Here is a 24,134-nt window from a genome sequence, read left to right as displayed (position 1 = left end):
AGCCTGGAACAAAAGGGCAAAGGGCAGGATGCAACCGGGACGCTTTCTTTGCGCCATCGCAACGATGTGCAGCCTTTCGGCCTGCGCACCGGCACCCTTTGGCGATGCGGAAGCCAGCGGCCCGCACAGCAATTTCACACAAACGGGCGAGACCACCTCCGAAGTGATCAGCGCCCTGATGGAGCGCCGCTCGCTGCTGGCGGAGGACAGCGCCTACGGACAGGTGGCCGCAGCCGCCATTGCCGCCTCCTCCCGCGCAGCCGAGGCAGAACTGGTCAGCGCCAAGCTGCGGGCGGAGGCTGCGTCCAAGAATTGGTTTCCGACGCTGGGGCCTTCTGTCAGCCTGACTGACCTGGGCGATCTGGTGGCCGGGCTGCTGATCGAGCAGGTGCTGTTCGACAACGGCCGCCGCAAGGCAGAGCGCGAGTTTGCCGCCGCCGATGTTGAGGTCGCCGCCGTAAGCCTGTCTCAGGACATGAACAGCCGGGTGGAAACCGCCGTCGGGCTTTATGCCGCTGCCCTGCGCGGCGATGAGAAGGCTGCCTATGGCGACCGCGCACTGCGCCGGATGCAAGAGTTCCGCCGCATCGTGCAGGGCCGGGTCGATGGTGGCGTCTCCAACCGCGCCGACCTCAACGTGGTGGACAGCAAGATCAGCGGCATCCGCACTGCGACCGCCACTGCCCGGGACGCTGCCGCCACCGCACGCGCCGAATTGCAGGCAATGACGGGGCAGAGTTTCGACCAGAAACCTTCGCAACTGTCGATCGGCACACCGCCTGAACAGGGGCAGTTCCTGTCAGTGCTCAAGGCCGGCGCCGAAGCGGAGCGCACCATTGCCCAGGCCAAATCCGGGCGCGCCGGGTTGCTGCCGCAAATTTCTGCGGCTGGAAATGTAACCACAGATGGCTCCGGTGCCGGGATTACTCTGGGCGCCGGGCAACCGCTGGGGCTAGGCACTCCTGCCGCGATCCAGGCTCTGGAAGCCTCCAAGGTGGCCGCCCAGCGTCAGGTGGCCGAGGCAGAGGAAGCCGCGCGGCGCGCCTACAGCCGCCAGATGCAGCAAATCGCCTCCTACCAGCGGCAGGAGGGCGAGACTGCCGCGCTGGTGCGCCGCAGCCGCGAGACATATGAACTGTTCCAGAAGCAATTCGAGGCAGGCCAGCGCCCGGTAATGGAAGTGATCCAGGTCTATGAAGAACTGGTACGCCGCGAGCAGGCCTATATCGACGCAAAATACGAGGTGGTGCTGATCCAGCTGGCACTGGCACGCGACCTTGGGCTTCTGGCTGATGGGGACAAGATTTGACCGACACCACGCAAAAGCCGCCCCACCCGATGCCCGCCGCCGGCATGAAGCCGGTGCTGCGGGCCGTGCCTGTTTCCGGCCCGCAGGCCGCACCGCAAGGCAGGATGCAGCAGGCCAACACCCCTGCCCCGGCACCCAGCCCCAGTGCCAAGCTGAAGCCAAAGACAAACAACCGGCCCAAGCCCCAGGATCCCCAGCCCGAAGTCGGCTCGCTGCTGGAAGGGGCGGCAGCCCGCATCCAGCACCGGGCCAGCCTGATTGCGACCCTTGCCGCGCTGAAGGGCAGCGAGGTGGCAGTCAGCGACGTCGCAGCCTTCCTGTGGAAGGAAACGCCGGGGGACCTGTCCCTCCACACGCTGACCAAGGCGCTGCAATCCACCGGGCTGCTGCCCAAAATCCTCGAAAAGCAGCGGCTTGCCCCTACCCTTTGGCCCGCGCTGGCGATCATGTCCGGCGGCCAATGCGTGCTGGTGCTGAGCCAGGCCGATGATGGGCTGACGATCTATGACACTTCCTGTCCGGAAAACCGCACCGAAGTGCCGCTGGAAGAGTTCAGCCCTTATTTTACCGGCACCGTGCTGTCGGCCCGCCCTTCGCTCGGCCAGATGGCGGCCAAGCATACGCCGCAAATAGACCCGGGCCATTGGTTTTGGAGCGAGTTTCCCAAGTACCGCCGTCAGGTGGGAGAGATCATGCTGGGCTCGCTGGTGGCAAACATCCTGGCAGTGTCCGTCGCGCTGTTCTCCCTTCAGGTCTATGACCGGGTGGTGCCGCACCAATCGCACGCCACTTTGTGGGTGCTTGCCGTCGGCGCCTTTCTGGCAATTGCACTGGAAGCGATGCTGAAACTGGCCCGCGCCCGGCTTACTGACGCGGCCGGACGCCAAATCGAGCTGTCGGTGCAGCACAACCTGATGCGCCGCCTGATCGGCATGCGCTCTGACAAGAAGCCGCTGCCGCCATCGGGTCTGTTTGCCGCGATGCGCGACTTCGGCTCGGTGCGGGAATTCTTTACCTCTTCCACGATTTCGACGCTGGCCGATATCCCGTTTATCGCGGTGTTCCTGCTGCTTGTTGCCTCCATCGCCGGGCCGGTGGTCTGGGTGATCATTGCCGGCGGCATCCTGATGCTGCTGCCTGCCTATTTCATGCAGAAAAAGATGATCGCCTATACCCGCCAGACCCAAGGCGCGAATGCCAAAGCCGGGCGGCTGCTGCATGAGGTGGTGACCGAGCTCGACACCGTGAAGACCCAGCGCGGCGAGGAGCGGGTGCTGCGGCTGTGGGATGAACTGAACACGTTGTCGTCGCATTCCGCAACCGAGCAGCGCAAGCTGTCCAGCGCCCTGACCTACTGGTCTCAGGGGGTACAGCAGGCCACCTATATTACCGCGGTAGTGCTGGGTACACTGCTGGTGTTTGCCGGTGAATTCACTGTCGGCACCATCATCGCAACCGGTATCCTGACCAGCCGCACGCTGGCACCACTGACACAGTTCGCAGCAACCCTGGCACGCTGGAGCAACGTCAAGGCTGCATTGGAGGGGCTGGATGCAATCGCCCAGGCACCGCAGGAAAAAGAGAAGGAACGCACCTACCTGCGCCGCCAGAAGATCGAGGGCCGGTTTGAGCTGCGCGAGATCCTGTTCCGCTATGAGGATGACGCGGCACCGACACTGGATGTGCAGGTGGTGGCGGTCACTCCGGGCCAGCGGGTTGCGGTGCTGGGCGTCAACGGCTCTGGTAAATCCACCCTGCTTAAGCTGCTGTCCGGCCTCTATGCCCCCGACCGGGGCCGCATCCTGCTGGACGGAACCGACATGGCGCAGATCGACCCGCGCGACCTGCGGGCGAACATCGGCTACCTCAGCCAGGACGTGCGGCTGTTTGCCGGCTCCTTGCGCGACAACCTGAACCTCAACCAGCTGGAACGCGACGACGACCGGCTGATGGAGGCGCTGGAATTTGCCGGCCTCGGCGCCCATGTCCGCAACCACCACAAGGGTCTGGACCTGGAGATCAGCGACGGCGGCCACGGGCTGTCGATTGGGCAGCGCCAGTCGATCGGCTGGGCACGGCTGTGGCTGCAAAACCCCTCTGTCGTGCTGCTGGATGAACCCACCGCGGCGCTGGACCAGACGCTGGAACGCACTCTGGTCAGCCGCCTGGAAAACTGGCTGGAGGGCCGCACGGCGGTGATCGCCACCCACCGGATGCCGATCCTGTCACTGACCAACCGCACCCTGATCCTGCAGTCCGGCCGGATGGTGGTGGACGGCCCGCGCGACCAGGTTCTGGCGCATCTGGCCGCAGGAGAAGGCAAATGAGCACGGCGCTGAACGACCCTTACGGCGATGCCCAGACACCGCGCAGCGCCAGCCGCATCATCTATCTGGTTCTCGCCGTGGTGCTGACCTTTCTTATCTGGGCCGCCTTTGCCTCCATCGACGAGATCGTACGCGGCGAGGGTCAGGTGGTCTCCTCCTCCCGCGCGCAGATCGTGCAGAACCTGGAGGGCGGTATCCTCGCGGAGCTGCATGTGCGCCAGGGTGACATCGTGACTGCGGGCCAGGTGCTGGCCAAGCTGCAGGACACCAAGTTCCGCACCGCTGCCGATGAGCTGCAAAACCAGATCGACGCGCTGGAGATCAGGCGCCACCGGCTGGAGGCGCAAATGAAAGGCGCATTTGAATTCATTGTGCCGGATATGCTGGCACAGCGTTCCGCCGGTATTCTGGCCTCTGAACGCGGCCTGCTGACCGCGCGGCAGACAGACTTTGCCAGCCGTCGCGACAGCGCCCGGCAGATCATGGATCAGCTGAACGCCGAACTGGCGAATATGGAGAAGCTCTACAAGCAGAAGATCGTGGCGCTGATCGAGGTGAACAAGGCCCGCAAGGCGGCCACCGATGCGCGCGCCAAATACACCGAAATCGGCACCCAGGCGGAGCTGGAACAAGCCGAAGAATACGCCCAGACGCTGCGGGAGATAACCACCCTGCGGCAGGAGCAGAGGCTGGCCGTGGATCAGCTGAACCGCACCATCATCACTTCGCCCATGGCGGGGATCGTCAATAGCCTAGCGGTCACCACGATCGGCGGCGTCATCCGCCCGGGTGAGGAGATCCTGGAAATCATCCCGCTGGGTGAGGAACTATTTGTCGAGGCGCGGGTGAAGCCGGAAGACATCGCCAGCGTGCAGCCTGGCCAGGACGCCACCATTAAGCTCTCGGCCTATGACTATACCATCTACGGCTCGCTGCGCGGCAAGGTGGATTTCGTCTCGGCCGATACATTCGAAGATGAGCGCAACCCGCGCGCCGAGCCCTACTACCGGGTAACGGTGCGGGTCGACAAATCCGGTTTCACCGAACGCCAGCAGTCGATCGAGATCCGCCCCGGCATGCGGGCCGCGGCTGAACTTCAGACCGGTGCCAAGACTGTGCTGCAATACTTGCTGAAACCGCTCTACAAATCCCGCGAGGCGCTGCGCGAGCCCTGATGAAACAAGAGGCCGCTCCAGTTTGGAACACCCCCTCGGAATTCGCAACCGGGAAGCAGCGGGTCAGCCCGCCCGGCGGATCAGGTCGCTGAGCGTCGAATCCAGAGCGGTGCCGATCGACACCCGGCGGCTGCCTATGGCAGCCTTGGCCGAAATCACCGAAACAAGCCGCGGCGCTTGGCCCGGGCTCAGTTCCAGCACCGGCGATCCCGAGGCACCGAAATCCACCAGGCAGGACATCACCAAAGTACGGCTTTTGCGGGCGAGAACGCTGCAGGAGCGTTTTAGCCTGGGCCGTGTCGCGTGATGCTGCGTATAGGACAGCACGTCCAGGGTATCGCCCCGCGCAGCCCCCCAATCCATGGCCAGCGGTGCTATCTGTTGGCTGCTGATCGGCCGGTCCAGCCTCAGAACCGCCAGGTCGCTGCCGATTTGATGAGTACCGGACGGGTGGTACTGATATTGCGGATGCACAACAGCCTTCGCCACTTGCCGCAGCGCAACAGCCCGGCGCCCGGACAGGCCGGCCTCAAACCAGATGCTCTGCGGATCAACCCTGGCGCCTGTCCTGGGATCGTACAGGCAATGCGCGGCAGTCAGCACCAGATTGGGTGCCACCAGCGCCCCGGTGCACATGCTCTTGTTGGCGATGTTCAGCCGTCCGACGGCCTCCAGCCCCTGTATCGATTCGGCGCGAGCAAGCGGCTCATCCGCAGCCACGCCTATGGGCATGCCCAGGGACAGGCATGCCGCAATTGCAGCAATAGTCAGTCTCATAACCCACTCCAGCTTCCCACATCGGCATCGTCATTCAGGCGTGCGGCTGGAATGAGACCCAAAGTAGCCGGGCTGAGACCAAAAGGTGGACAGAATGCGGCAGCGTTAACAATTCCCTAACCCCCCGGTTATTGATGCTTAACCATGGCAAAAAAGCCTGCCGCTTGGCCAGAAAAAGTAAACAAAACGTTAATGTTTTTTCCAACCTGTTAACAAAAAAAGAAAATTCGGAAGCAAATAAAGTGCCAAGTCCAGCCAGGGACGCCCCTGTTTGCCGCGATTCGAAGTCACCCCGGCGGCAAAAGCGCAACGCCACCGCCCCTTCCCGCCGAGCACTTGCCTTCGGCCGTTAACCAGTCCTGCGCTTTCTGATCAGATCAAATCCATAACGCGGGCTCAGCCAATGACTGTCTAGGGAGGGCAGGCCGTCTGGAAAATACAATCATTGTGATATTTTTTATCCCTTCTATCCCGTATTAACGGAACAAAAATCAATCTGACGTTGTATCAGGCAATATTCCTGTTCTTCGTCCGCATCATCTGAGCGGCGGACGCCTGCCGGAGGTATTAAGTTCAAAATGATCCGCAATCTGAAATTGGCACACAAACTGCCCCTGCTGATCGTCGGCACTGCGCTAACGGTAACAATCGCTCTCATTGCTTTCAGCAGCAACTATTTCCGCCGTAGCGTTGTTCATAACGCGGAGGTTGTCCTGCAATCCCTTGTCCGCGACCGGGAAGCAGCGCTGGAAGCATATCTAAAGTCGATAGAAGCCGCAGTCTTGACGGTCTCTTCTGTCCCTTCCACCGCCAAGGCGATGAAAGACATGGGCATTACATGGGACAGCCGTGGCGGCAGCGGCCAAGAAAACGTAGAGAACCTGTCGATGTTTGCCTCTGCCGCATCGCCCTATGACATCCATTTCGAACGCAATCACCCGGCCTTCGAAAAAATGATGGAGCGCCTAGGGTTTTACGACATCTTCCTGATCAGCCCGGAGGGCGACGTGATCTTCTCTGTCGCCAAAGAGGCAGACTACGCTACCAGCCTCAAAACCGGGCCTTACGCGGAGACCGGTCTGGCCCAGGCCTTCCGCCTGGCTTCGGAGGGAGAGAAGGAACACGTATACTTCTCCGACATCGCCTCCTATGCTCCCAGTGCAAACGCCCCTGCAGCCTTCGCGGCAACCCGTATTTTGGACAGCGGGGGACGCTACATAGGCATTTTCGCGCTGCAGGTTGCGATCGACGAAATCGCTGCAATTACCTCCAGCTTCAAAGGCGATCTGCAAACGCTTGACATGTACCTTGCCGGGCAAGACCTCAAGGCTCGCACTCCATCACGCCTCGAAGGCGGCCATGGACTGCTGGAAGACTTGCCGGCACTGCCTCATATCCAAGGTGCCCTTGTATCTCCCTCGGCCGCGCCAAGAGGCACGGAGGCTAACACAGCGGCGACCTTCTATCCCTTCATCACCAAGGATGGCGGTCGTGAAGTCACAGCAGTGTCCTCACCAGTCAGCTTCCGTAATGTGCAGTGGGGCTTGGTCGCGGAACTTGACCGGGCGGAGGTTCTTGCTCCAGCCGGCGTCCAGCAGCGGATCATGATCCTGATCTCCCTCGCCTGCGCCGCCCTGGTGTCCTTCTTCGGCTGGCTGTTCGCGCGGTCGATCACCAAGCCGATCGACCGGATCTGCGCCGACATGGAGGCGGTTTCCTCCGGCGACCTGGAGACCGAGGTCGAGGCCGCCAACCGCGGCGACGAGATCGGCAAGATCGGCAAGACGCTGGTCTCCATGCAGGACGACCTGAAGCTGGCCCGCGCCGCCGAGGAAGAACGCGCCGAGATGCAGCGCCAGCAGCAGCAGGTGGTCGAAAGCCTGAGCGCCGGCCTGATGCAGCTCGCCGATGGCGACTTCTCGCAGCCGATCAGCTCTGCCTTCCCGGAGGAATACGAGCAGCTGCGGCAGAACTTCAACAGCACCGTCAGCAACCTCAGCACCACCGTGCAGCAGGTGATCGAGGCCTCCGGCAGCATCCGCAACGGCGCTGCCGAGATCAGCCAGGCCTCTGACNGCCGAGGAAGAACGCGCCGAGATGCAGCGCCAGCAGCAGCAGGTGGTCGAAAGCCTGAGCGCCGGCCTGATGCAGCTCGCCGATGGCGACTTCTCGCAGCCGATCAGCTCTGCCTTCCCGGAGGAATACGAGCAGCTGCGGCAGAACTTCAACAGCACCGTCAGCAACCTCAGCACCACCGTGCAGCAGGTGATCGAGGCCTCCGGCAGCATCCGCAACGGCGCTGCCGAGATCAGCCAGGCCTCTGACGACCTGTCGCACCGCACCGAAAGCCAGGCGGCGACGCTGGAGCAGACCGCTGCGGCGCTGGATGAGCTGACCGCGAGCGTGAAATCCGCCGCCGACGGCGCCCGCAGCGTCGAGGCCACCATGGCCGAGGCCCGCACCGAGGCGGAGAACAACCGCGAGGTGGTGCAAAGCGCGGTTTCGGCGATGACCGAGATCGAGCAGTCTTCGAACCACATCAGCCAGATCATCAGCGTGATCGACGACATCGCCTTCCAGACCAACCTGCTGGCGCTGAACGCCGGCGTCGAGGCGGCGCGGGCGGGCGAGGCCGGCAAGGGCTTTGCGGTGGTCGCCAGCGAGGTGCGGGCGCTGGCGCAGCGCTCCTCGGATGCGGCGATGGAGATCAAGACGCTGATCTCCGACAGCTCCAAACAGGTGGAGCGCGGCGTGGATCTTGTCGGCAAGGCGGGCGAGGCGCTGCAGAGCATCGTCGAGCAGGTGACCCATATCTCGCAGCTGGTCTCCGGCATTGCCGAAGGCGCGGCGGAGCAGTCCACCGGCCTCAATGAGATCAATACCGGCGTCACCCAGCTGGACCAGGTCACCCAGCAGAACGCGGCGATGGTGGAAGAGGCCACCGCGGCGGGCCACATGCTGAACACCGATGCCGGCAAGCTGGCCGAGCTGGTGGCGCATTTCCGGGTCTCCGGCGGCGCGGCCCCCGCCCGCCCGGCTCCGGCAGCGGCGCCCGCTGCCGCCCCGGCCGCCAAGCCCGCGCCTTCGGCGCATGGCGAGGGCGACTGGGAGGTCGAAGCCAGCCCGGCACCCGCAGCCGCCAGCAGCGGCAATGCCTCCCGCGATCTCTGGCAGGACTTCTGACAACTCAACGGAGGCGCCGCGCAAAAATCCGCGGCGCCTTCAGACTGTCCAGTAGCGGCAGGCACTCTGCCGAAAAGGAATAGCCTTGGGGCTACTGGCTGCCCTAGATTCTGTCGAGGTGGAGAAGTGATCCGAGAGCTTGTCGCCCCGCCCTTACCGCAGCCGCCATCCTGATCGATCGCCTTTGAACAACGCATAGCCGCAGCGTTGTGATTGCCGCCATCAGTCCAAAATTTCCGGCAAATCTGAAGCGGTCAGTTTGCGGCTAGGCTCTATGAAATTTTCAGAAAATCTCATCGCCCCTCGTAGAAGAAACGCAAAATCCTCCAGCCCCTTTGTTCCACTCAGTTTTCTTTAACAAATCTCTTTAGATAATGACCCCGAGCGCGATCAAATATGATACGTTCAACTTATGAGTGATTATACTTGGGCACCATTTGCCCCAAGGACCATGTCAATTTTAAGGGGTACAGGATGAGTAACAATGGTCTTCCCGAGGTGACTGCGCCACCATTTTTGCAACCCGTGATCCTCAACATCCTTTCAGTTGATGATGACGAGATTGACAGGCTGCGCTTGAAGAAACTGTGCCGCAAGGCCGGAATGGAGGCGGAGTTCTTTGAGGCTGCAAATCTGGACGAGATGAGCCGGCAGCTGGACGCGGAACAGTATGACCTGGTGTTTCTCGACCATAACCTGGGCATGGACACAGGCCTTGATGCCCTGAAGCTACTGCTGACCCACGAAGATCAGGTGCAAGCTGTACCTATTATGCTGACGAGCGTCACCAGCTATCAGACCGCCGTCGAAGCAATGCGCCGCGGCTGTGCGGACTACATCGTAAAAGAAGAGCTGTCGGTGGACGCTCTGATCAAGTCGATTGCCTCCGCCATCGAACGGCGGGCGCTTTATGGCCAGCTGTCCAGCGCGCGGGCTTCGGAAAAGGAGCTGAGGCGGATTTTCCAACGCTTCATTGTCGGCTGCGGTCCCGATCTCCGGCTGTTACTGAGCCGGACACTTGCGGGGGTCAGGGTTGTGAAATCTCAAGCTCGTCAGGGCGATAGTGTTTCTCCCTCTATTCTGGCGGATGTGACGATGCTTGAGCGCAGCTGCAAAGATCTGGTGGCATTCATGGATGATTTGGACAGCGTTATTGACGCCACCCGGGAAGTGACCGCCCGGGTATCTCCTAACCTCCTGCAATAGGAACATTTGTACGCCGAAGTCCGATCGGAGGAACCGTTGTTTCTGTCTCTGGTTCATTTGTCAGAACCCCTAGGCTAAAGGAGTAACTGTAGATTGCAGTGTCCCTCTACTCCCAATCGCCCGGCCCTGAACATTATCCTTGCGGAGGACGATGACGCCAAGGCACTGCACCGGGCTTACGAAAAGGCAAAAAGCGCCAATACGGTTATACGGGTTGCGAACGGCTTTGACATTTTGGCTTTCCTAAGCAGCAAGATAAACCACGTGCCACCGCCTCATTTCCTGGTCCTGAATGATATCAGAATGCCGCACTGGAACGGGATTGAGCCATTGCGGGAAGTCCGAGCCGACCCGTTGCTGCATAAGACCCTTTCCATTGTGCTAACAACCTCGGATGACAAGCGCGACATCTTCGAAGCTTATACCAAAAACGTCGCAGGGTACCTTCTGAAGTCTAAAGCTGGCGGCATGTTTGCCGGTCTCATGGCAACGGTCGGCAATTTTTGGCGCATTGACGTACTACCCGAGGATCGAACCAGAAAGGTGGCTGATGACAGTTCTGAATATCCTGCTCATTGACGATGACGCCGGAGACAGGAAGATGTTACGTCGGCTTCTGACGCAAACACACCCCGGCGCCAGTATCACCGAAGCCGAAAGCGGCGAAAAAGCGCTGGAACACGCCGGGCGTCCAACAGATGTGATTTTCCTGGATTACCTGCTTCCCGATGGGACCGGTCTGGATCTGATCGCGCGGCTGAACGAGGCCTGGCCGCGGGCCGTGCTGTTTATGACCACAGGCCACGGAGACGAAGAAATCGCCAAAAGCGTCATTCTGGCCGGGGCCAGCGACTACATTCCCAAATCAGCTCTCAGCGCGGAAGCGCTCAATCGGATGATATCGAACGGGCTGAAGGTCTCAGACATGCGTTGGCGTATCCAAGAGCAGCAAAACGAGTTGAGGTTGTTCTCGGATGTGCTGGTCCATGACATGCGAGCCCCCCTGCGGGCCATTAAGTTTCTGAGCGAACAGATCCAGGAGGAATACGAGAACGGTGACCTGGACGAAGTTGCCAGGCAGTTCGACCTGATGAAGAAATCAGTAAACAAAACGTCCGAACTGATTGAACGGCTGGCCAGCCATATCAATCCCCACAGCGAAGGCCGAGCGGAACATGTCACCGTTGAAAGTCTGTTTGACAGCTTGCGAGCAGTGTTGGCTCAGGATCTTGCGGAATCGGGCGCCCGGCTAAACTGGCAGTCGAGTGGATTGAGCGTGCTGTGTTTCCCGCCAGACATCGTGCAGCTGCTGCAAAACCTGATCGGCAACTCTATAAAATACAGCGGCGGCAAAACGCCTGAAATATCTGTAGTTGCCGAACCTGCCGAATCCGGACTGATGATTTCTGTTGCCGACAATGGTATTGGCGTGCCGCCGGAGTACCGGGAGAATATCTTTGAACCCTTCAAGCGGCTGCAGCGCGGCAGCGAGCAGCCCGGCACCGGTCTGGGCCTGGCGACCTGCGCCAAAATCGCCAAGCGCCACAAGGGCCTGATCTGGTGCGATCCGCAAACGGAAACCGGCACCACAATCCGCTTTACGGTCAACCTGGGCCCCCTGCCTGCCGGCGATACGACTTAACAGCACGTGCTCTCAGGGAAGAACCGCTTTCTTCAGTCTAGCTCTACGGAGTTTTGTTGTGGCTACCGGTCCGCTGGACGTGCCGCCTCCGATGAAATTTCGCTGATTGGCCCTGCAGGGGCGCTACCCTTCCAGCGACACCCAAAGGACTCTGGCATCTTCTTCGCTGATCGAGACGCAGCCATGACCCATGCCGCTGTCGTAATACACAGAGTCACCCGCCCCCATGCGCAGCGGCCGATAATGCTCAGTATAAAGGACCAGTTCACCGCTCAGCACAAACATAAACTCCTCGCCCTGATGGCGCACCCAATTGTCGAACTCGGTCACATCGCGCGCCTTGATGGTGCTGATATAAGGAACCATGCGCTTGCTGGTCAGCTCGCTGCACAAGAGCTCGTGATCGTAGGTCGAGGTTTCCTTGTGCTCGCCCTCTCCCGTGCGGGTGAAGTCCCGGCGCCCGGTCACACCGCTTTGGCTGGACTGCACAAACAGCTGCGGCGTTTCCAGTTCCAGGGTCTGCATCAGACGGCGGATGATCTCGAAACTGGGCCGGGTCTGGTTGTTCTCGATCTTGGACAAAGTAGACCTGCCGATGGCCGCAGCCTTGGCCGCTTCCTCCAGCGTCAGCCCCTTTTCCTTGCGGGCATCCCGAATCATTTTACCCAGCACTTCCCCGTCCGGGGCTTCTACCACATCGGGGCCGAGCCCTGTTTCTTCTGAGGGAATTGGTTCCATTTCTGCGAATTCTCCTGATCCGCAAACAGCTTAGCTTTGATGTATCTGCGGGTCAAAATTTCCGAGACCGCACTTTTTGTTTGCAATAGGGAAAAAGTTTCCTATAGGAGACGCAACGTCGTATACGACTGAATACGTGCCGGTCCTGAACCGCTTTTCGGAGGAGACACCACATGAGCGCATATGATCTGATTGTGATCGGAGCTGGCCCGGGCGGTTATGTCGCAGCAATCCGCGCCGCGCAGCTAGGCATGAAGGTGGCCTGCGTCGAAGGCCGCGGCTCCCTAGGCGGCACCTGCCTCAACGTTGGCTGCATCCCCTCCAAGGCGCTGCTGACCTCCTCCGGAAAATATGCGGATCTGTCCCACTTGGCCGCGCATGGCATCGCCGTCGAGGGCGCCAGCCTGGATCTGGGTGCGCTGATGGCACGCAAGGACAAGATTGTCGGCGACCTGACCAAGGGCATCGCTTTCCTATTCAAAAAGAACGGCGTTGACCACATCGAAGGCTGGGCCAGCATTCCGGCGCCCGGCCAGGTGCAGGTGGGCGAGAACAGCTACACCGCAAAGAACATTCTGATTGCCACCGGTTCGGAACCCAGCCCCCTCCCTGGCGTGGAGATCGACGAGGTGGACGTGATGAGCAGCACTGGTGCGCTGGCGCTTGAAGCCGCGCCTGAGCATCTGGTGGTGATCGGCGCCGGCGTGATCGGGCTTGAACTCGGTCAGGTCTGGTCACGCCTCGGTTCCAAGGTGACGGTTGTGGAATACCTCGACCGTATCCTTCCCGGCATTGACGGCGAGATCGCCAAGCTGTCCCAGCGGGCGCTGAGCAAGCGTGGACTGAAGTTCCAGCTGGGCCGCGCGCTGAAAACCGTCGAGAAGGGCGATAACGGCCTGACCCTGACGCTGGACCGCGTCGGCAAGGACAAGGAAGAACAGATCGAAGCGGACAAGGTGCTGGTTGCCATCGGCCGCCGCCCGGTGACCCGCGGACTGGGCCTGGAAGGCCTGGGCGTTTCCATCAATTCTCGCGGCTTCATCGAAGTGGACGAGCGCTTCTCCACCTCCGTCCCGGGCATCTTTGCCATCGGCGACTGCGTGCCCGGCCCGATGCTGGCACACAAGGCCGAGGAAGACGGCGCTGCCTGTGTCGAGATGCTGGCAGGCGAACACGGCCATGTGGATTACAACACCATCCCAAGCGTGGTTTACACCGACCCGGAGGTTGCCTCCGTCGGTCAGACCGAGGAAGCGCTGAAAGAGGCAAGCACGGACTACATCGCCGGCAAATTTGCCTTCATGGCCAACTCCCGCGCCCGCTCCACCGGTGAAACCGACGGCGCAGTAAAGGTGCTGGCAACGCCAGAGGGCAAGATCCTTGGCGCCCATATTTGCGGCGCGCATGGCGGTGACCTGATCGCTGAACTGGTGTTGGCAATGGCCAAGAGCGCCACCGTTCAAGAGGTTGCCCGTACCTGCCACGCGCACCCGGCAATGGGTGAGGCGGTGAAGGAAGCCTGCCTCGACGCGCTTGGCCGCGCCATTCACGCCTGATCCGGAGTTTTGCCAAATGACGATCCAGCTGCGCCCCCGCCACCCGGAAAAGGCACACAAGGCCGACAGCGCCATTCCGCGCAAACCCCAGTGGATCCGCAAGAAGAAGATCGAAAGCGCTGAGTATTACGAGACCCGCAAGCTGATGCGGGAGCATGATCTGGCCACCGTCTGCGAAGAGGCCGCCTGCCCGAATATCGGTGAATGCTGGTCCAAGCGCCACGCCACCATGATGATCATGGGCGAAGTCTGCACGCGCGGCTGCTCCTTCTGCAACGTGACCACCGGCAAGCCGGACACGCTCGATGCGTTTGAGCCGGGCCGGGTTGCAGCAGCGGTGAAGAAACTGGGCCTGCGCCACGTGGTGATCACCTCGGTTGACCGGGACGATCTGGATGACGGCGGTGCCGGGCATATCGCCCAGACCATCCGCGCCACCCGCCACCAGAACCCCGGCACCACCATCGAGGTGCTGACCCCGGACTTCCTGGGTAAGGGCGAGGCAGCGCAGATTGTGTTCGAGGCCGAGCCCGATGTGTTCAACCACAATTTGGAAACCGTGCCGCGGCTGTACCCGCGCGTGCGCCCCGGCGCGCGTTATTACACCTCGCTACGGCTCTTAGATGACGCCAAGCGCGCCAACCCGCAGTTGTTCACCAAGTCCGGCATCATGGTCGGCCTGGGCGAGACTTTGGACGACGTACGCCAGGTGATGGACGATCTGCGCGCAGCCCAGGTCGATTTCCTGACCGTGGGCCAGTACCTGCAGCCCACAGCCAAACACCACCCGATCGACCGCTTCTGGTCGCCGGAGGAATTTGCGCAGCTGGAACAGATCGCGCGTTCCAAGGGCTTTTTGCATGTGTCAGCGACACCGCTGACCCGCTCTTCGTTCCACGCGGATGAAGATTTTGCCGCCCTGCAAGAGGCCCGTCAGATGGCCTTGGCAAAGGGCATTTAACCTTAACGCAAGCGGGAGGAGACCCATGGAAGCGTTAAATTCAATCGTAGGAGCCGTAAACGGCGTGGTTTGGGGGCCAATGATGCTGGTTCTCATTCTGGGCGTCGGCTTTTTCCTTCAGGTCGGCCTGAAGTTCATGCCGATCCGGAAGCTGGGCATGGGCTTTGGCCTGATGTTCAAAGGCCGTGAAGGCACTGGCGAAGGCCAGATCACCCCGTTCAACGCGCTGATGACCGCGCTGTCGGCCACCATCGGTACCGGCAACATCGCAGGCGTTGCGACCGCCGTCTTCCTCGGCGGCCCCGGCGCACTGTTCTGGATGTGGATGACCGCGCTGGTCGGCATGGCCACCAAATACTCTGAAGCGGTCTGCGCTGTGAAATTCCGCGAGCGCGACGAAGAAGGCAACTATGTCGGCGGCCCGATGTATTACATCAAGAACGGCCTCGGCGCGAAATGGGCCTGGCTGGGCGTTGCCTTTGCCGTGTTCGGCTCCATTGCGGCCTTCGGCATCGGTAACGGCGTGCAAGCCAACGGCGTTGCACAGGTTCTGGAAACCAACTTCGGCTTCAACCCGTCGATCACCGGCATCGTGCTGATGGTGCTGACCGGCGCTGTGATCCTCGGCGGCATCACCCGCATCGGCGCGGTGGCCGGCAAGCTGGTGCCCTTCATGGCCGTCAGCTACATCGTTGCGGGCCTGATCGTGCTGATCATCAATGCGGATGCCATCGGCGACGCCTTTGCGATGGTCTTTACCTATGCCTTCACCCCGTCGGCAGCCGAAGGCGGCTTTGCCGGTGCGGCGGTCTGGGCGGCGATCCGCTTTGGCGTGGCGCGCGGCGTGTTCTCGAACGAGGCAGGCCTCGGCTCGGCCCCGATCGCCCACGCGGCGGCGGAAACCAAAGGTCCGGTCAACCAGGGCCTGATCGCGATGCTGGGCACCTTCATCGACACCATCATCGTCTGCTCGATCACCGGCCTGGCGATCATCGCCTCCGGTGCCTGGACCTCGGGCGAAAGCGGCGCGGCACTGACCTCGCTGGCGTTTGAAACCTCGCTGCCGGGCTTCGGCGGCTACCTGATCGCCATCGCGCTGTCGATCTTTGCCTTCACCACCATCCTGGGTTGGTCCTATTATGGCGAGAAGTGCATGGAATTCCTGTTCGGCGTGAAAGTCATGCTGCCCTACCGCATCCTGTGGATCATCGCGATCTACTTCGGTGCCACCGCCGACCTGGGCTTCATCTGGCTGCTGGCTGACACGCTGAACGCGATGATGGCCATCCCGAACCTGATTGCCCTGGCGCTGCTGAGCCCGATCGTCTTCAAAGTGACGAAAGAGTTCTTTGCCACCGGCGGCAAATCGGAAGAAGCCGGCCACGCTGCCGAGTAAGCTCTTAGGGAGGGCGCTCCCTGCGCCCTCCCCCACCCCGAAACCCTAGTAATTCAAAGGCTGCACAGGATGACCGACGCACCCAAACGCACCCCGCTTTATGACCTGCACGTCGAACTTGGCGGCAAGATGGTCGACTTCGCCGGCTGGGAAATGCCGGTCCAGTATCCCATGGGCATCATGGGCGAGCACAAGCAGTGCCGCGAGAAGGCTGCACTGTTCGATGTCTCCCACATGGGCCAGGTGATCTTGTGCGGTGAAAACGTGGGCGAGAAGCTGGAAACGCTCTGCCCGCAGGCCTATGCCACCCTGAAGGAAGGCAAGGCCCGCTACGGCTTCTTCACCAACGAAGAAGGCGGCATCATGGACGACCTGATCGTCTCCAACGCCGGTGACCATTACTTTGTCGTGGTGAATGCCGCCCTGCGCCACCAGGACATTCCGCACATGCAGACCAATCTGGACGGCGTTGAAGTGACCGAGATCTTCGACCGCGCGCTGGTTGCCGTGCAAGGCCCCAAGGCCGAGGACGTTGTCGGCGAGCTGTGCCCTGCCGCCCGTGAGCTGAAGTTCATGGAAACCACCCTTGCCGAGATCGGCGGCGTCGAATGCCGCATCTCGCGCCTGGGCTACACCGGCGAGGACGGCTACGAGATCTCGATCCCGGAAACCGACGCGATCCGCGTATCCAAACTTTTCCTGGCCCATGACGACTGCGAGCCCGCAGGCCTTGGCGCCCGCGACAGCCTGCGCCTGGAGGCAGGCCTCTGCCTCTATGGCAACGACATCGACCAGTCGACATCGCCGATCGAAGCGTCGCTTTCCTGGGCAATCCAGAAGCGCCGCAAGGAAGAGGGCGGCTTCCCCGGTGCCGACCGGATCCAGAAGGAACTGGCCGAAGGCGCCGCCAAGAAACTGGTCGGCATCAAGCCCGAAGGCCGCGCCCCCGCCCGTCAAGGCGTGGAAATTCAAAACGAAAACGGCGATACTTTGGGCGCCATCACCTCTGGCAGCTTCGGCCCCACGGTCGGCGGCCCGGTTGCCATGGGCTATGTTGCGGCAGATCAAAGCGCGGCTGGCACCAAGGTGAATCTCATCATCCGCGGCAAGGCGCAGCCGGCTGAAATTGTCGCCCTGCCCTTCGTTACTCAGAACTACAAACGCTAAGACATCATCAGGAGAGTCAACATGGCCACCTATTACTCTGAAGAGCATGAATGGATCACCGTCGAAGGTGACGTGGCAACCCTGGGCATCACCCAGCATGCCGCCGACCAGCTGGGCGAAGTTGTCTTCGTTGAACAGCGCGAAGCGGGTGAGGAGTTCGAAAAGGGCGGCGAGATCGGCGTCATCGAGTCGGTGAAAGCAGCCTCCGAAATCTACGCGCCGCTGGACGGCGAAGTGGTCGAGGTGAACGAAGCCCTGGCCGACAACCCCGGTGCCCTGAACGAAAGCCCGGAAGGTGACGCCTGGATCTACAAGATCAAGATCTCCGACGCCTCCCAGCTGGAAGATCTGATGGATCTGGACGGCTACAAAGCCCTGATCGGCTAAGCACCCCTTCCCCGCCGGAACTGCCCGGCGGGGTCCATTGCCCCAGACAAGGACCCATGTAATGGCCTTCAAACTTACCGATTACGAAGCCTATGACTTCGCCAACCGGCGCCATATCGGCCCGTCTCCGACCGAGATGCGGGATATGCTGCAGGTGATCGGCTTCAAGACCCTGGACGAGCTGATCGACGCCACCGTGCCGCCCGCCATCCGCCAGAAAGAGGCGCTGGACTGGGGCCCGGCAATGACCGAGCGCGACGCCCTCTTCCACATGAAGCAGGTGGCCTCCAAGAACAAGGTGCTGACCTCGCTGATCGGCCAGGGCTACTATGGCACCACCACCCCGGCGCCGATCCTGCGCAACATCCTGGAAAACCCGGCCTGGTACACCGCCTATACCCCCTATCAGCCCGAAATCTCCCAGGGCCGTCTTGAGGCGCTCCTGAACTTCCAGACCATGGTCAGCGACCTGACCGGCCTGGACATCGCCAACGCTTCGCTGCTGGATGAAGCCACCGCCGCTGCCGAAGCTATGGCAATGGCGCACCGCGGCTCGCGCTCCAAGGCGAACAACGCGGCCTTCTTCGTCGACAAGAACTGCCACCCGCAGACCGTTGCCGTGATCCAGACCCGTGCAGAGCCCCTGGGGATCGACGTTGTGGTTGCAGATCCCGACGATTTGGATCCGGGCGCAGTCTTCGGCGCGATCTTCCAGTACCCCGGCACCTACGGCCATGTGCGCGATTTCACCAAGGAAATCGAAGCCATCCACGAGCACAAGGGCATTGCCGTTGTGGCCGCCGACATCCTGGCGCTGGCGCTGCTGAAGTCGCCCGGCGAGATGGGCGCTGACATTGCCATCGGCTCCACCCAGCGTTTCGGAGTTCCGATGGGATATGGCGGCCCGCACGCGGCTTATATGGCAACCACCGACAAGCTGAAGCGCGCCATGCCCGGCCGCATCATCGGCGTGTCGGTCGACGCCCGCGGCAATAAGGCCTACCGGCTGGCGCTGCAGACCCGCGAACAGCACATTCGCCGCGAAAAGGCCAACTCCAACGTCTGTACCGCACAGGCGCTGCTGGCTGTCATCGCGTCGATGTACGCGGTCTACCACGGCCCGGACGGCATCAAGGCTATTGCCCAGTCTGTGCACCGCAAGACCTCGCGCCTGGCCGCCGGGTTGGAAGAGCACGGCTTCAAGGTGCAGCCGGAAGTCTTCTTCGACACCATCACCGTCGAAGTTGGCCCGCTGCAGAAAACCGTCATGGAAGCAGCCGTTGCCCGCGGTGTGAACCTGCGCAAGATCGGCGACAGCCACATCGGCATCTCGCTGGACGAGCAGACCCGCCCGGAAACCATTGAAGCGGTCTGGGGTGCCTTCGGCATCGAGAAGAAGGACGACAGCGTCAAGAACCGCGCCTACCGCCTGCCCGACTATGCGCTGCGTGAAAGCGAGTATCTGACCCACCCGATCTTCCACAAGAACCGGGCCGAGGCAGAAATCACCCGCTACATGCGCCGCCTGGCCGACCGCGACCTGGCGCTGGACCGTGCAATGATCCCGCTGGGGTCCTGCACCATGAAGCTGAACGCGACCATCGAAATGATCCCGGTCACCTGGCCGGAATTCGGCAACTTGCACCCCTTCTGCCCGGAAGACCAGGCGCAGGGCTACCACCAGATGATCGCTGATCTGAACGACAAGCTCTGCCAGATCACCGGCTATGACGCGATCTCCCAGCAGCCGAACTCCGGTGCGCAGGGCGAATACGCGGGCCTCTTGACCATCCGCAACTATCACGCGGCCCGGGGTGAAGCACACCGCAACATCTGTCTGATCCCGACCTCCGCGCACGGCACCAACCCGGCGTCGGCACAGATGGTGGGCTACAAGGTGGTTCCGGTGAAATCGGACGACAGCGGCAACATCGACGTCGCTGACTTCCGCGCCAAGGCAGAAGAGCACTCTGCCAACCTCGCGGCCTGCATGATCACCTACCCGTCGACCCACGGCGTGTTCGAGGAAACCGTGCAGGAAGTCTGCCAGATCACTCATGAGCATGGCGGCCAGGTTTATATCGACGGCGCCAACATGAACGCCATGGTGGGCCTCGCGCAGCCAGGCAAGATCGGCGGCGACGTTTCGCACTTGAACCTGCACAAGACCTTCTGCATTCCGCATGGCGGCGGCGGCCCCGGCATGGGTCCAATCGGCGTCAAGGCGCATCTGGAAGAGCACCTGCCGGGCCACCCGGAATACGGCACCGCAGTGGGTCCGGTTTCGGCGGCTCCGTTCGGCTCGCCCTCGATCCTGCCGGTCAGCTGGGCCTACTGCCTGCTGATGGGCGGCGCGGGCCTGACCCAGGCGACCAAAGTTGCGATCCTGAATGCCAATTACATCGCAGCCCGCCTCAAGGATGCCTACAAGATCCTATACACGTCGGAAACGGGCCGTGTGGCGCATGAGTGCATCCTGGACACCCGCCCGCTGGACGAAGAAGGCCACGTCACCGTGGACGACATCGCCAAGCGCCTGGTCGACTCGGGCTTCCACGCTCCGACCATGTCCTGGCCAGTGGCCGGCACGCTGATGGTGGAGCCAACCGAGTCCGAGCCCAAGGACGAACTGGACCGCTTCTGCGATGCCATGCTGTCGATCCGTCAGGAGGCGCAGGATATCATCGAGGGCAAAATCGATGCGCAGAACAACCCGCTCAAGCACGCGCCGCACACGGTGCGCGACCTGGTCGGCGAATGGGATCGTCCCTACAGCCGCGAGCAGGCCTGCTTCCCGCCGGGCAACCTCGGCGTCGACAAATACTGGCCAGTGGTGAACCGGGTGGACAACGCCTATGGCGACCGTCACTTGGTCTGCACTTGCCCGCCGATGTCGGACTACGAAGAAGAGTAAGACCAGAACTTCCTGGCTTGCTGCCCCGCCGGTGTGTCCGGCGGGGCATCCCCGCAGCCCCTTTTGCACCGCTGCATCCATGCATGTCCCGCTCAGAGGAGAGAATGATGTCCCGTCTCGAACCGCTGACCGTGCCAGCTTCCCGGCAAACCGCTGACGGCGCCGCCCTGGCCCGCTTTCACGATGTCGAAATCATTCTGCCGCAGCCGGACTCGCCCGCCGCGGCCCAGATGATCTGCGAAGTCTTCCGCGCCGCCAACGATCTGTTCCCCGACAGCGGCTACCGCACCGCGGTGCGCAATCTGGCGTTGCAGATGCGCGCCGTGCCGGACGGCTGGAAGCCGCAGACCGTCATTTTCCTCGGCGGCATCTCCAGCCGCTGGCCGCTGAACTCCGGCGAGAAGGCCAGCCTGCAACGGATCTGCCGCCAGGCGCAGCGCTGCCTGTTTGCCGGCAGCGCCATTTTCCTGCTGCCGGAAACCGGCCTGAATGCCGCGGTTGAAACCGCTGTGCACGCGAATTTTGCCGCAGCAGCCGAAGAAGAACATATGATCTGCGCCCCGGCTGGCACTCTGACCACCACATCGGGCCGCATCAGCACCGCCGTCAGCAGCTTTGCCGCCCTGCGGCTGCTGGCCAATTTCCTGCGCGCCGACCGCGGTGCCTTTATTGCCGATGCGGTCTGCGATTACCTGGGCCTCGCCTTTGGCCCGGCCTCGGAACAGTCGAAGGTCTCCTTGCAGCTGCGCCAGACCGCCGGCGGCGACGCGCTGGTGGTCAAGATCCTCGACCTGATGCAACAGAACCTGGAAGAGCCCCTGTTGATCCGCGACATCGCCCAGCAGGCCGGAGTGTCGCCGCGCAAACTGGAGCGCCGGTTCCAGCAGAAGGCGCAGACCAGCCCGCTGGCGGCCTACCGCAAGCTGCGGATTGAGAAGGCACGACAGTTGTTGCTGCACACCACTCTGCCGCTAGCAGAGATCGTCGCCGCCACCGGTTTCGGCTCCCGCAGCAGCCTGACGGAATGGTTCAAGCGCGAATACAAGACGAGCCCGCAGGCCTTCCGAAAACAGTATTACGCTGATCGGCACCCGGCAGGCTCTATGGCCTGATACCTGCAGGTCCCAGAAACGCAAAAGGCGGCCCTCTCGGGCCGCATTTGTTTTATCAGAACGCTACCGTTCAGTTGCCGGAACCGCTGTCCCCGCCGTCACCAGACAAAGCGTTCGGGTCAAAGACATTGCCGAACCCGGAACTGTTGCCCTGCGGCTCCTGCCCTGCCTCGGTCTCAGCTTCGCCCTCACCCGACAGGCTGCCCGGGGCAAACACGCCGCCGAAGCCAGAGTTGTTGCCGGAGCTGGTGGAGGGGGCAGTTTGCGCCGGCGCGGCGTCGCCCTGCTTTTCCAGCTGTTGCTGCCGTCGCAGCTCACGCAGGCGGCGCAGTTCCTTGATGCGCTCCTCGGTCTCCAGACGCTTCTGTTCTTGCACATCAGCAATGCACTGCTGCGGGCTGTAGACCGACGCGGTGCCGACCACCGCCACCGTCGCACAGGCCACAACCACCAGCGCCACCGCCGCCATGTTGGAGCTGAGAAAGCCCGGCAGCCGCAGCTTGCCGCTCTCCAGTTCCTCCACCGTGGCTTTCTTGCGCGCCTCGGCCACCAGCTGCTTACGGCGGATGCTGGCCTCGTTGAACAGCGCCGCAAAGACCGTAAGTACCACGATGATAAATGCGAGGGCCGAGATCGCCGGGGTGATGCCGTAGCGGACCTTCTGCGCCAGCTCGATGGTCAGCGTCGGGTACTCGCCGAAGGTGAAGGTTGTGGTGTTGTAGTTCTCGAAGCTTGCCAGGAAGGCCAGCACCGCCGCCGAGGCAATGGCCGGCCGCATGAACGGCAACAGCACCTTGCGGAAAGCTTGGGCATGGGTTGCTCCCAAGTCCAGCGCCGCTTCCGTCAGTGCAATGTCATAGCGCTGCAAGCGCGCCACCAGCACCAGCATGCAATAGCTGGCGATAAAGGTGGACTGGCCGATGATGGTCAGGAACAGGCCGTTCGACAGGAAGCTGTCGGCACCAAGGCCCAGCATCCGGTTGATCCGGTCCCAGAACACAAGGGTCGAGATACCGAGCACAACGCCCGGGATCAGGATCGGTGCGATGATAACGGTATAGTAGGTCGCCCGAAGCTTAGGCCAGATCTGGGTGAGCATCAGCGCCCCCGCCAGGCCCATCGCCACCGACAGCACTACCGTGCCCGCTCCCACCAGGACCGAATTCCAGATGCCGTTCAATATCCGCTCGTCCTGGAACAGGGCTGAGAACCACTCGAACGTCAGGCACTCCCAGGGGGTCATCCGCGGGAACGAAGGCGAGTTGAAGGCAGTTGCCGACATAATCACCAGCGGGCCCAGCAGATAGGCAAAGAAGATCGCCAAATAAACCCAGAGGCTCAGGCGCATAAAGGTGAAGTTCTTCATTTGCCGATATCCCCCATGTTCACCTTGAACAGGCGCATGACGGCCAGCACCAGCAGGATACAGGTGACGAGCAGTACCACCGCATAGGCAGCGCCCTGCGGCCAGTCCGAGTTGTCATTGAACTGCTGGTAGATCAGCTGGGTGAACCACAAGGACGACGGGCCGCCCAGAATCTGCGGGGCCGCAAGAGCGCCGGCCGACAGCATAAACACCATGGTGCAGCCCGACGATATGCCCGGCTTGGCATAGGGGATAACCACGCGGCGATGGATCTTGGTCCAGCTTGCCCCCATGTCCCGCGCCGCCTCAATCTGGTTGCGGTCCAGGCTCTCGATCACATTGTAGATCGGAAAGATCATCAGCAGGATATAAGCGTAGCCCAGACCGGCATAGAGCGCGATATCGTTGCGGATGAAATCGAAGGGCGTATCGAAAATACCCAGTCCCACCAGCATGTTGTTCAGCACACCGGTCTCGCCGAAGATGATGCGCAGCGCAAAGGCGCGCAAGATTTCGTTGATCCAGTAGGGGATGATCAGCATCAGCGCAAAGATACGGATGTGATTGCCCTTGGTCTGGGCCAGGTAATAGGCGATCGGGTAACACAGGATCAGGTTGAAGATGGTGACGCAGACCGCGGCCACCAGTGTACGGAAGAACACCTTGAGGTCGACCGCGTTATAGTCCTGGCTGCCGCCTTCGGGGCCGTAGACCAGGTATTTGTAATTCTCCAGCGTATAAACGTCTTTGGGACCGCCGATTTCCGGCGGCGGCAGGTTGGGACGGAACGAGAAGTCTAGCATCGACAGCTGTGGCAAAATTATGAGGCCAATGGTCCAGAACAGGACCAAGCCCAGCATCAAGCTGCCCATGCCTGTGCCGTTACGTTTGAAAAACTCCCTCAGGAAGTTTGGCATG

General features: G+C 61.7%; 19 protein-coding genes. 15 read left to right on the top strand and 4 right to left on the bottom strand.

The window, feature by feature from the left end; genetic code table 11:
* Positions 1–28 precede the first annotated feature (28 nt).
* The 3 genes from GKC28_RS05775 to GKC28_RS05765 are packed head-to-tail and all read left to right on the top strand — an operon-like array spanning position 29 to position 4,811.
* Positions 29–1,309 (top strand): TolC family protein, encoded by a 1,281-nt coding sequence (locus GKC28_RS05775; protein WP_174145874.1) that lies wholly within the window; start codon positions 29–31, stop codon positions 1,307–1,309.
* A gap of 29 nt (positions 1,310–1,338) precedes the next feature.
* Positions 1,339–3,636, top strand: coding sequence for an ATP-binding cassette domain-containing protein (locus GKC28_RS05770; RefSeq protein ID WP_174146059.1), 2,298 nt, complete (start codon positions 1,339–1,341; stop codon positions 3,634–3,636).
* Positions 3,633–4,811: an HlyD family type I secretion periplasmic adaptor subunit gene (locus GKC28_RS05765; protein WP_174145872.1), complete on the top strand. Its 1,179-nt coding sequence runs from the start codon at positions 3,633–3,635 to the stop codon at positions 4,809–4,811. The genes GKC28_RS05770 and GKC28_RS05765 overlap by 4 nt, the downstream gene beginning before the upstream one ends.
* Positions 4,812–4,874: 63 nt before the next feature.
* Here the strand turns inward: GKC28_RS05765 and GKC28_RS05760 are convergent, their stop codons facing one another.
* Complete coding sequence (locus tag GKC28_RS05760; RefSeq protein ID WP_174145870.1) at positions 4,875–5,588, bottom strand: serine protease; 714 nt, start codon at positions 5,586–5,588, stop codon at positions 4,875–4,877.
* Positions 5,589–6,166: 578 nt separating this feature from the next.
* Between GKC28_RS05760 and GKC28_RS05755 the strand changes: the two genes are divergently transcribed.
* From GKC28_RS05755 to GKC28_RS05735, 5 genes are all read left to right on the top strand, one after another.
* Positions 6,167–7,912 carry a HAMP domain-containing protein gene (locus GKC28_RS05755; RefSeq protein WP_254604153.1) on the top strand — a complete coding sequence of 582 codons (1,746 nt, stop codon included), beginning with the start codon at positions 6,167–6,169 and terminating at the stop codon, positions 7,910–7,912.
* Positions 7,913–8,033: 121 nt separating this feature from the next.
* Positions 8,034–8,771: a methyl-accepting chemotaxis protein gene (locus tag GKC28_RS26340; RefSeq protein ID WP_368041099.1), complete on the top strand. Its 738-nt coding sequence runs from the start codon at positions 8,034–8,036 to the stop codon at positions 8,769–8,771.
* 474 nt (positions 8,772–9,245) lie between these two features.
* Positions 9,246–9,977, top strand: a complete 732-nt coding sequence (locus tag GKC28_RS05745) for a response regulator (protein ID WP_174145866.1) — start codon at positions 9,246–9,248, stop codon at positions 9,975–9,977.
* A 93-nt stretch (positions 9,978–10,070) separates the two neighbouring features.
* Entirely contained in the window at positions 10,071–10,556 is a 486-nt protein-coding gene (locus GKC28_RS05740) for a response regulator (RefSeq protein ID WP_174145864.1), read from the top strand.
* Positions 10,528–11,619, top strand: coding sequence for an ATP-binding protein (locus GKC28_RS05735; RefSeq protein WP_174145861.1), 1,092 nt, complete (start codon positions 10,528–10,530; stop codon positions 11,617–11,619). The genes GKC28_RS05740 and GKC28_RS05735 overlap by 29 nt, the downstream gene beginning before the upstream one ends.
* Positions 11,620–11,742: 123 nt before the next feature.
* Here the strand turns inward: GKC28_RS05735 and GKC28_RS05730 are convergent, their stop codons facing one another.
* On the bottom strand, positions 11,743–12,357 hold the full coding sequence (locus GKC28_RS05730) for a helix-turn-helix domain-containing protein (protein ID WP_174145860.1): 615 nt from the start codon (positions 12,355–12,357) through the stop codon (positions 11,743–11,745).
* Positions 12,358–12,530: 173 nt separating this feature from the next.
* Between GKC28_RS05730 and lpdA the strand changes: the two genes are divergently transcribed.
* The 7 genes from lpdA to GKC28_RS05695 all read left to right on the top strand — a co-directional run bounded on the left by lpdA (position 12,531) and on the right by GKC28_RS05695 (position 21,850).
* Positions 12,531–13,913 carry a dihydrolipoyl dehydrogenase gene (gene lpdA, locus GKC28_RS05725; protein ID WP_174145858.1) on the top strand — a complete coding sequence of 461 codons (1,383 nt, stop codon included), beginning with the start codon at positions 12,531–12,533 and terminating at the stop codon, positions 13,911–13,913.
* Positions 13,914–13,929: 16 nt separating this feature from the next.
* Complete coding sequence (gene lipA, locus GKC28_RS05720) at positions 13,930–14,874, top strand: lipoyl synthase (RefSeq protein ID WP_174145856.1); 945 nt, start codon at positions 13,930–13,932, stop codon at positions 14,872–14,874.
* A 25-nt stretch (positions 14,875–14,899) separates the two neighbouring features.
* Positions 14,900–16,270 carry a sodium:alanine symporter family protein gene (locus GKC28_RS05715; protein WP_174145854.1) on the top strand — a complete coding sequence of 457 codons (1,371 nt, stop codon included), beginning with the start codon at positions 14,900–14,902 and terminating at the stop codon, positions 16,268–16,270.
* 69 nt (positions 16,271–16,339) lie between these two features.
* The gene (gene gcvT / locus GKC28_RS05710) at positions 16,340–17,437 is read left to right on the top strand and encodes a glycine cleavage system aminomethyltransferase GcvT (protein WP_174145852.1); all 1,098 of its coding nucleotides are present in this window, start codon (positions 16,340–16,342) and stop codon (positions 17,435–17,437) included.
* 21 nt (positions 17,438–17,458) lie between these two features.
* Entirely contained in the window at positions 17,459–17,824 is a 366-nt protein-coding gene (gene gcvH / locus GKC28_RS05705) for a glycine cleavage system protein GcvH (RefSeq protein WP_174145850.1), read from the top strand.
* A 61-nt stretch (positions 17,825–17,885) separates the two neighbouring features.
* Positions 17,886–20,738, top strand: coding sequence for an aminomethyl-transferring glycine dehydrogenase (gene gcvP / locus GKC28_RS05700; protein ID WP_174145848.1), 2,853 nt, complete (start codon positions 17,886–17,888; stop codon positions 20,736–20,738).
* Between the two features lie 107 nt (positions 20,739–20,845).
* Complete coding sequence (locus GKC28_RS05695) at positions 20,846–21,850, top strand: helix-turn-helix domain-containing protein (RefSeq protein ID WP_254604152.1); 1,005 nt, start codon at positions 20,846–20,848, stop codon at positions 21,848–21,850.
* Positions 21,851–21,920: 70 nt separating this feature from the next.
* Here the strand turns inward: GKC28_RS05695 and GKC28_RS05690 are convergent, their stop codons facing one another.
* Both GKC28_RS05690 and GKC28_RS05685 read right to left on the bottom strand, forming a co-directional pair.
* Positions 21,921–23,216, bottom strand: a complete 1,296-nt coding sequence (locus GKC28_RS05690) for an ABC transporter permease (protein ID WP_174145844.1) — start codon at positions 23,214–23,216, stop codon at positions 21,921–21,923.
* Positions 23,213–24,133 carry an ABC transporter permease gene (locus tag GKC28_RS05685; protein WP_174145842.1) on the bottom strand — a complete coding sequence of 307 codons (921 nt, stop codon included), beginning with the start codon at positions 24,131–24,133 and terminating at the stop codon, positions 23,213–23,215. Before GKC28_RS05685 ends, GKC28_RS05690 begins: the two co-directional genes overlap by 4 nt.
* Position 24,134 lies beyond the last annotated feature (1 nt).

Source organism: Leisingera sp. ANG59 (assembly GCF_013317235.1).
GTDB lineage: Bacteria > Pseudomonadota > Alphaproteobacteria > Rhodobacterales > Rhodobacteraceae > Leisingera.
This window is presented reverse-complemented; position numbering and strand designations above follow the sequence as displayed.

Coding starts and splice junctions, on each gene's coding strand:
- gcvP (WP_174145848.1), top strand. CDS start 17,886: ATGGCCTTCAAACTTACCGATTACGAAGCCTATGACTTCGCCAACCGG.
- GKC28_RS26340 (WP_368041099.1), top strand. CDS start 8,034: ATGGCCGAGGCCCGCACCGAGGCGGAGAACAACCGCGAGGTGGTGCAA.
- GKC28_RS05770 (WP_174146059.1), top strand. CDS start 1,339: ATGCCCGCCGCCGGCATGAAGCCGGTGCTGCGGGCCGTGCCTGTTTCC.
- GKC28_RS05715 (WP_174145854.1), top strand. CDS start 14,900: ATGGAAGCGTTAAATTCAATCGTAGGAGCCGTAAACGGCGTGGTTTGG.
- gcvH (WP_174145850.1), top strand. CDS start 17,459: ATGGCCACCTATTACTCTGAAGAGCATGAATGGATCACCGTCGAAGGT.
- GKC28_RS05690 (WP_174145844.1), bottom strand. CDS start 23,216: ATGAAGAACTTCACCTTTATGCGCCTGAGCCTCTGGGTTTATTTGGCG.
- lipA (WP_174145856.1), top strand. CDS start 13,930: ATGACGATCCAGCTGCGCCCCCGCCACCCGGAAAAGGCACACAAGGCC.
- GKC28_RS05695 (WP_254604152.1), top strand. CDS start 20,846: ATGTCCCGTCTCGAACCGCTGACCGTGCCAGCTTCCCGGCAAACCGCT.
- gcvT (WP_174145852.1), top strand. CDS start 16,340: ATGACCGACGCACCCAAACGCACCCCGCTTTATGACCTGCACGTCGAA.
- GKC28_RS05685 (WP_174145842.1), bottom strand. CDS start 24,133: ATGCCAAACTTCCTGAGGGAGTTTTTCAAACGTAACGGCACAGGCATG.
- lpdA (WP_174145858.1), top strand. CDS start 12,531: ATGAGCGCATATGATCTGATTGTGATCGGAGCTGGCCCGGGCGGTTAT.
- GKC28_RS05730 (WP_174145860.1), bottom strand. CDS start 12,357: ATGGAACCAATTCCCTCAGAAGAAACAGGGCTCGGCCCCGATGTGGTA.
- GKC28_RS05760 (WP_174145870.1), bottom strand. CDS start 5,588: ATGAGACTGACTATTGCTGCAATTGCGGCATGCCTGTCCCTGGGCATG.
- GKC28_RS05735 (WP_174145861.1), top strand. CDS start 10,528: ATGACAGTTCTGAATATCCTGCTCATTGACGATGACGCCGGAGACAGG.
- GKC28_RS05745 (WP_174145866.1), top strand. CDS start 9,246: ATGAGTAACAATGGTCTTCCCGAGGTGACTGCGCCACCATTTTTGCAA.
- GKC28_RS05765 (WP_174145872.1), top strand. CDS start 3,633: ATGAGCACGGCGCTGAACGACCCTTACGGCGATGCCCAGACACCGCGC.
- GKC28_RS05775 (WP_174145874.1), top strand. CDS start 29: ATGCAACCGGGACGCTTTCTTTGCGCCATCGCAACGATGTGCAGCCTT.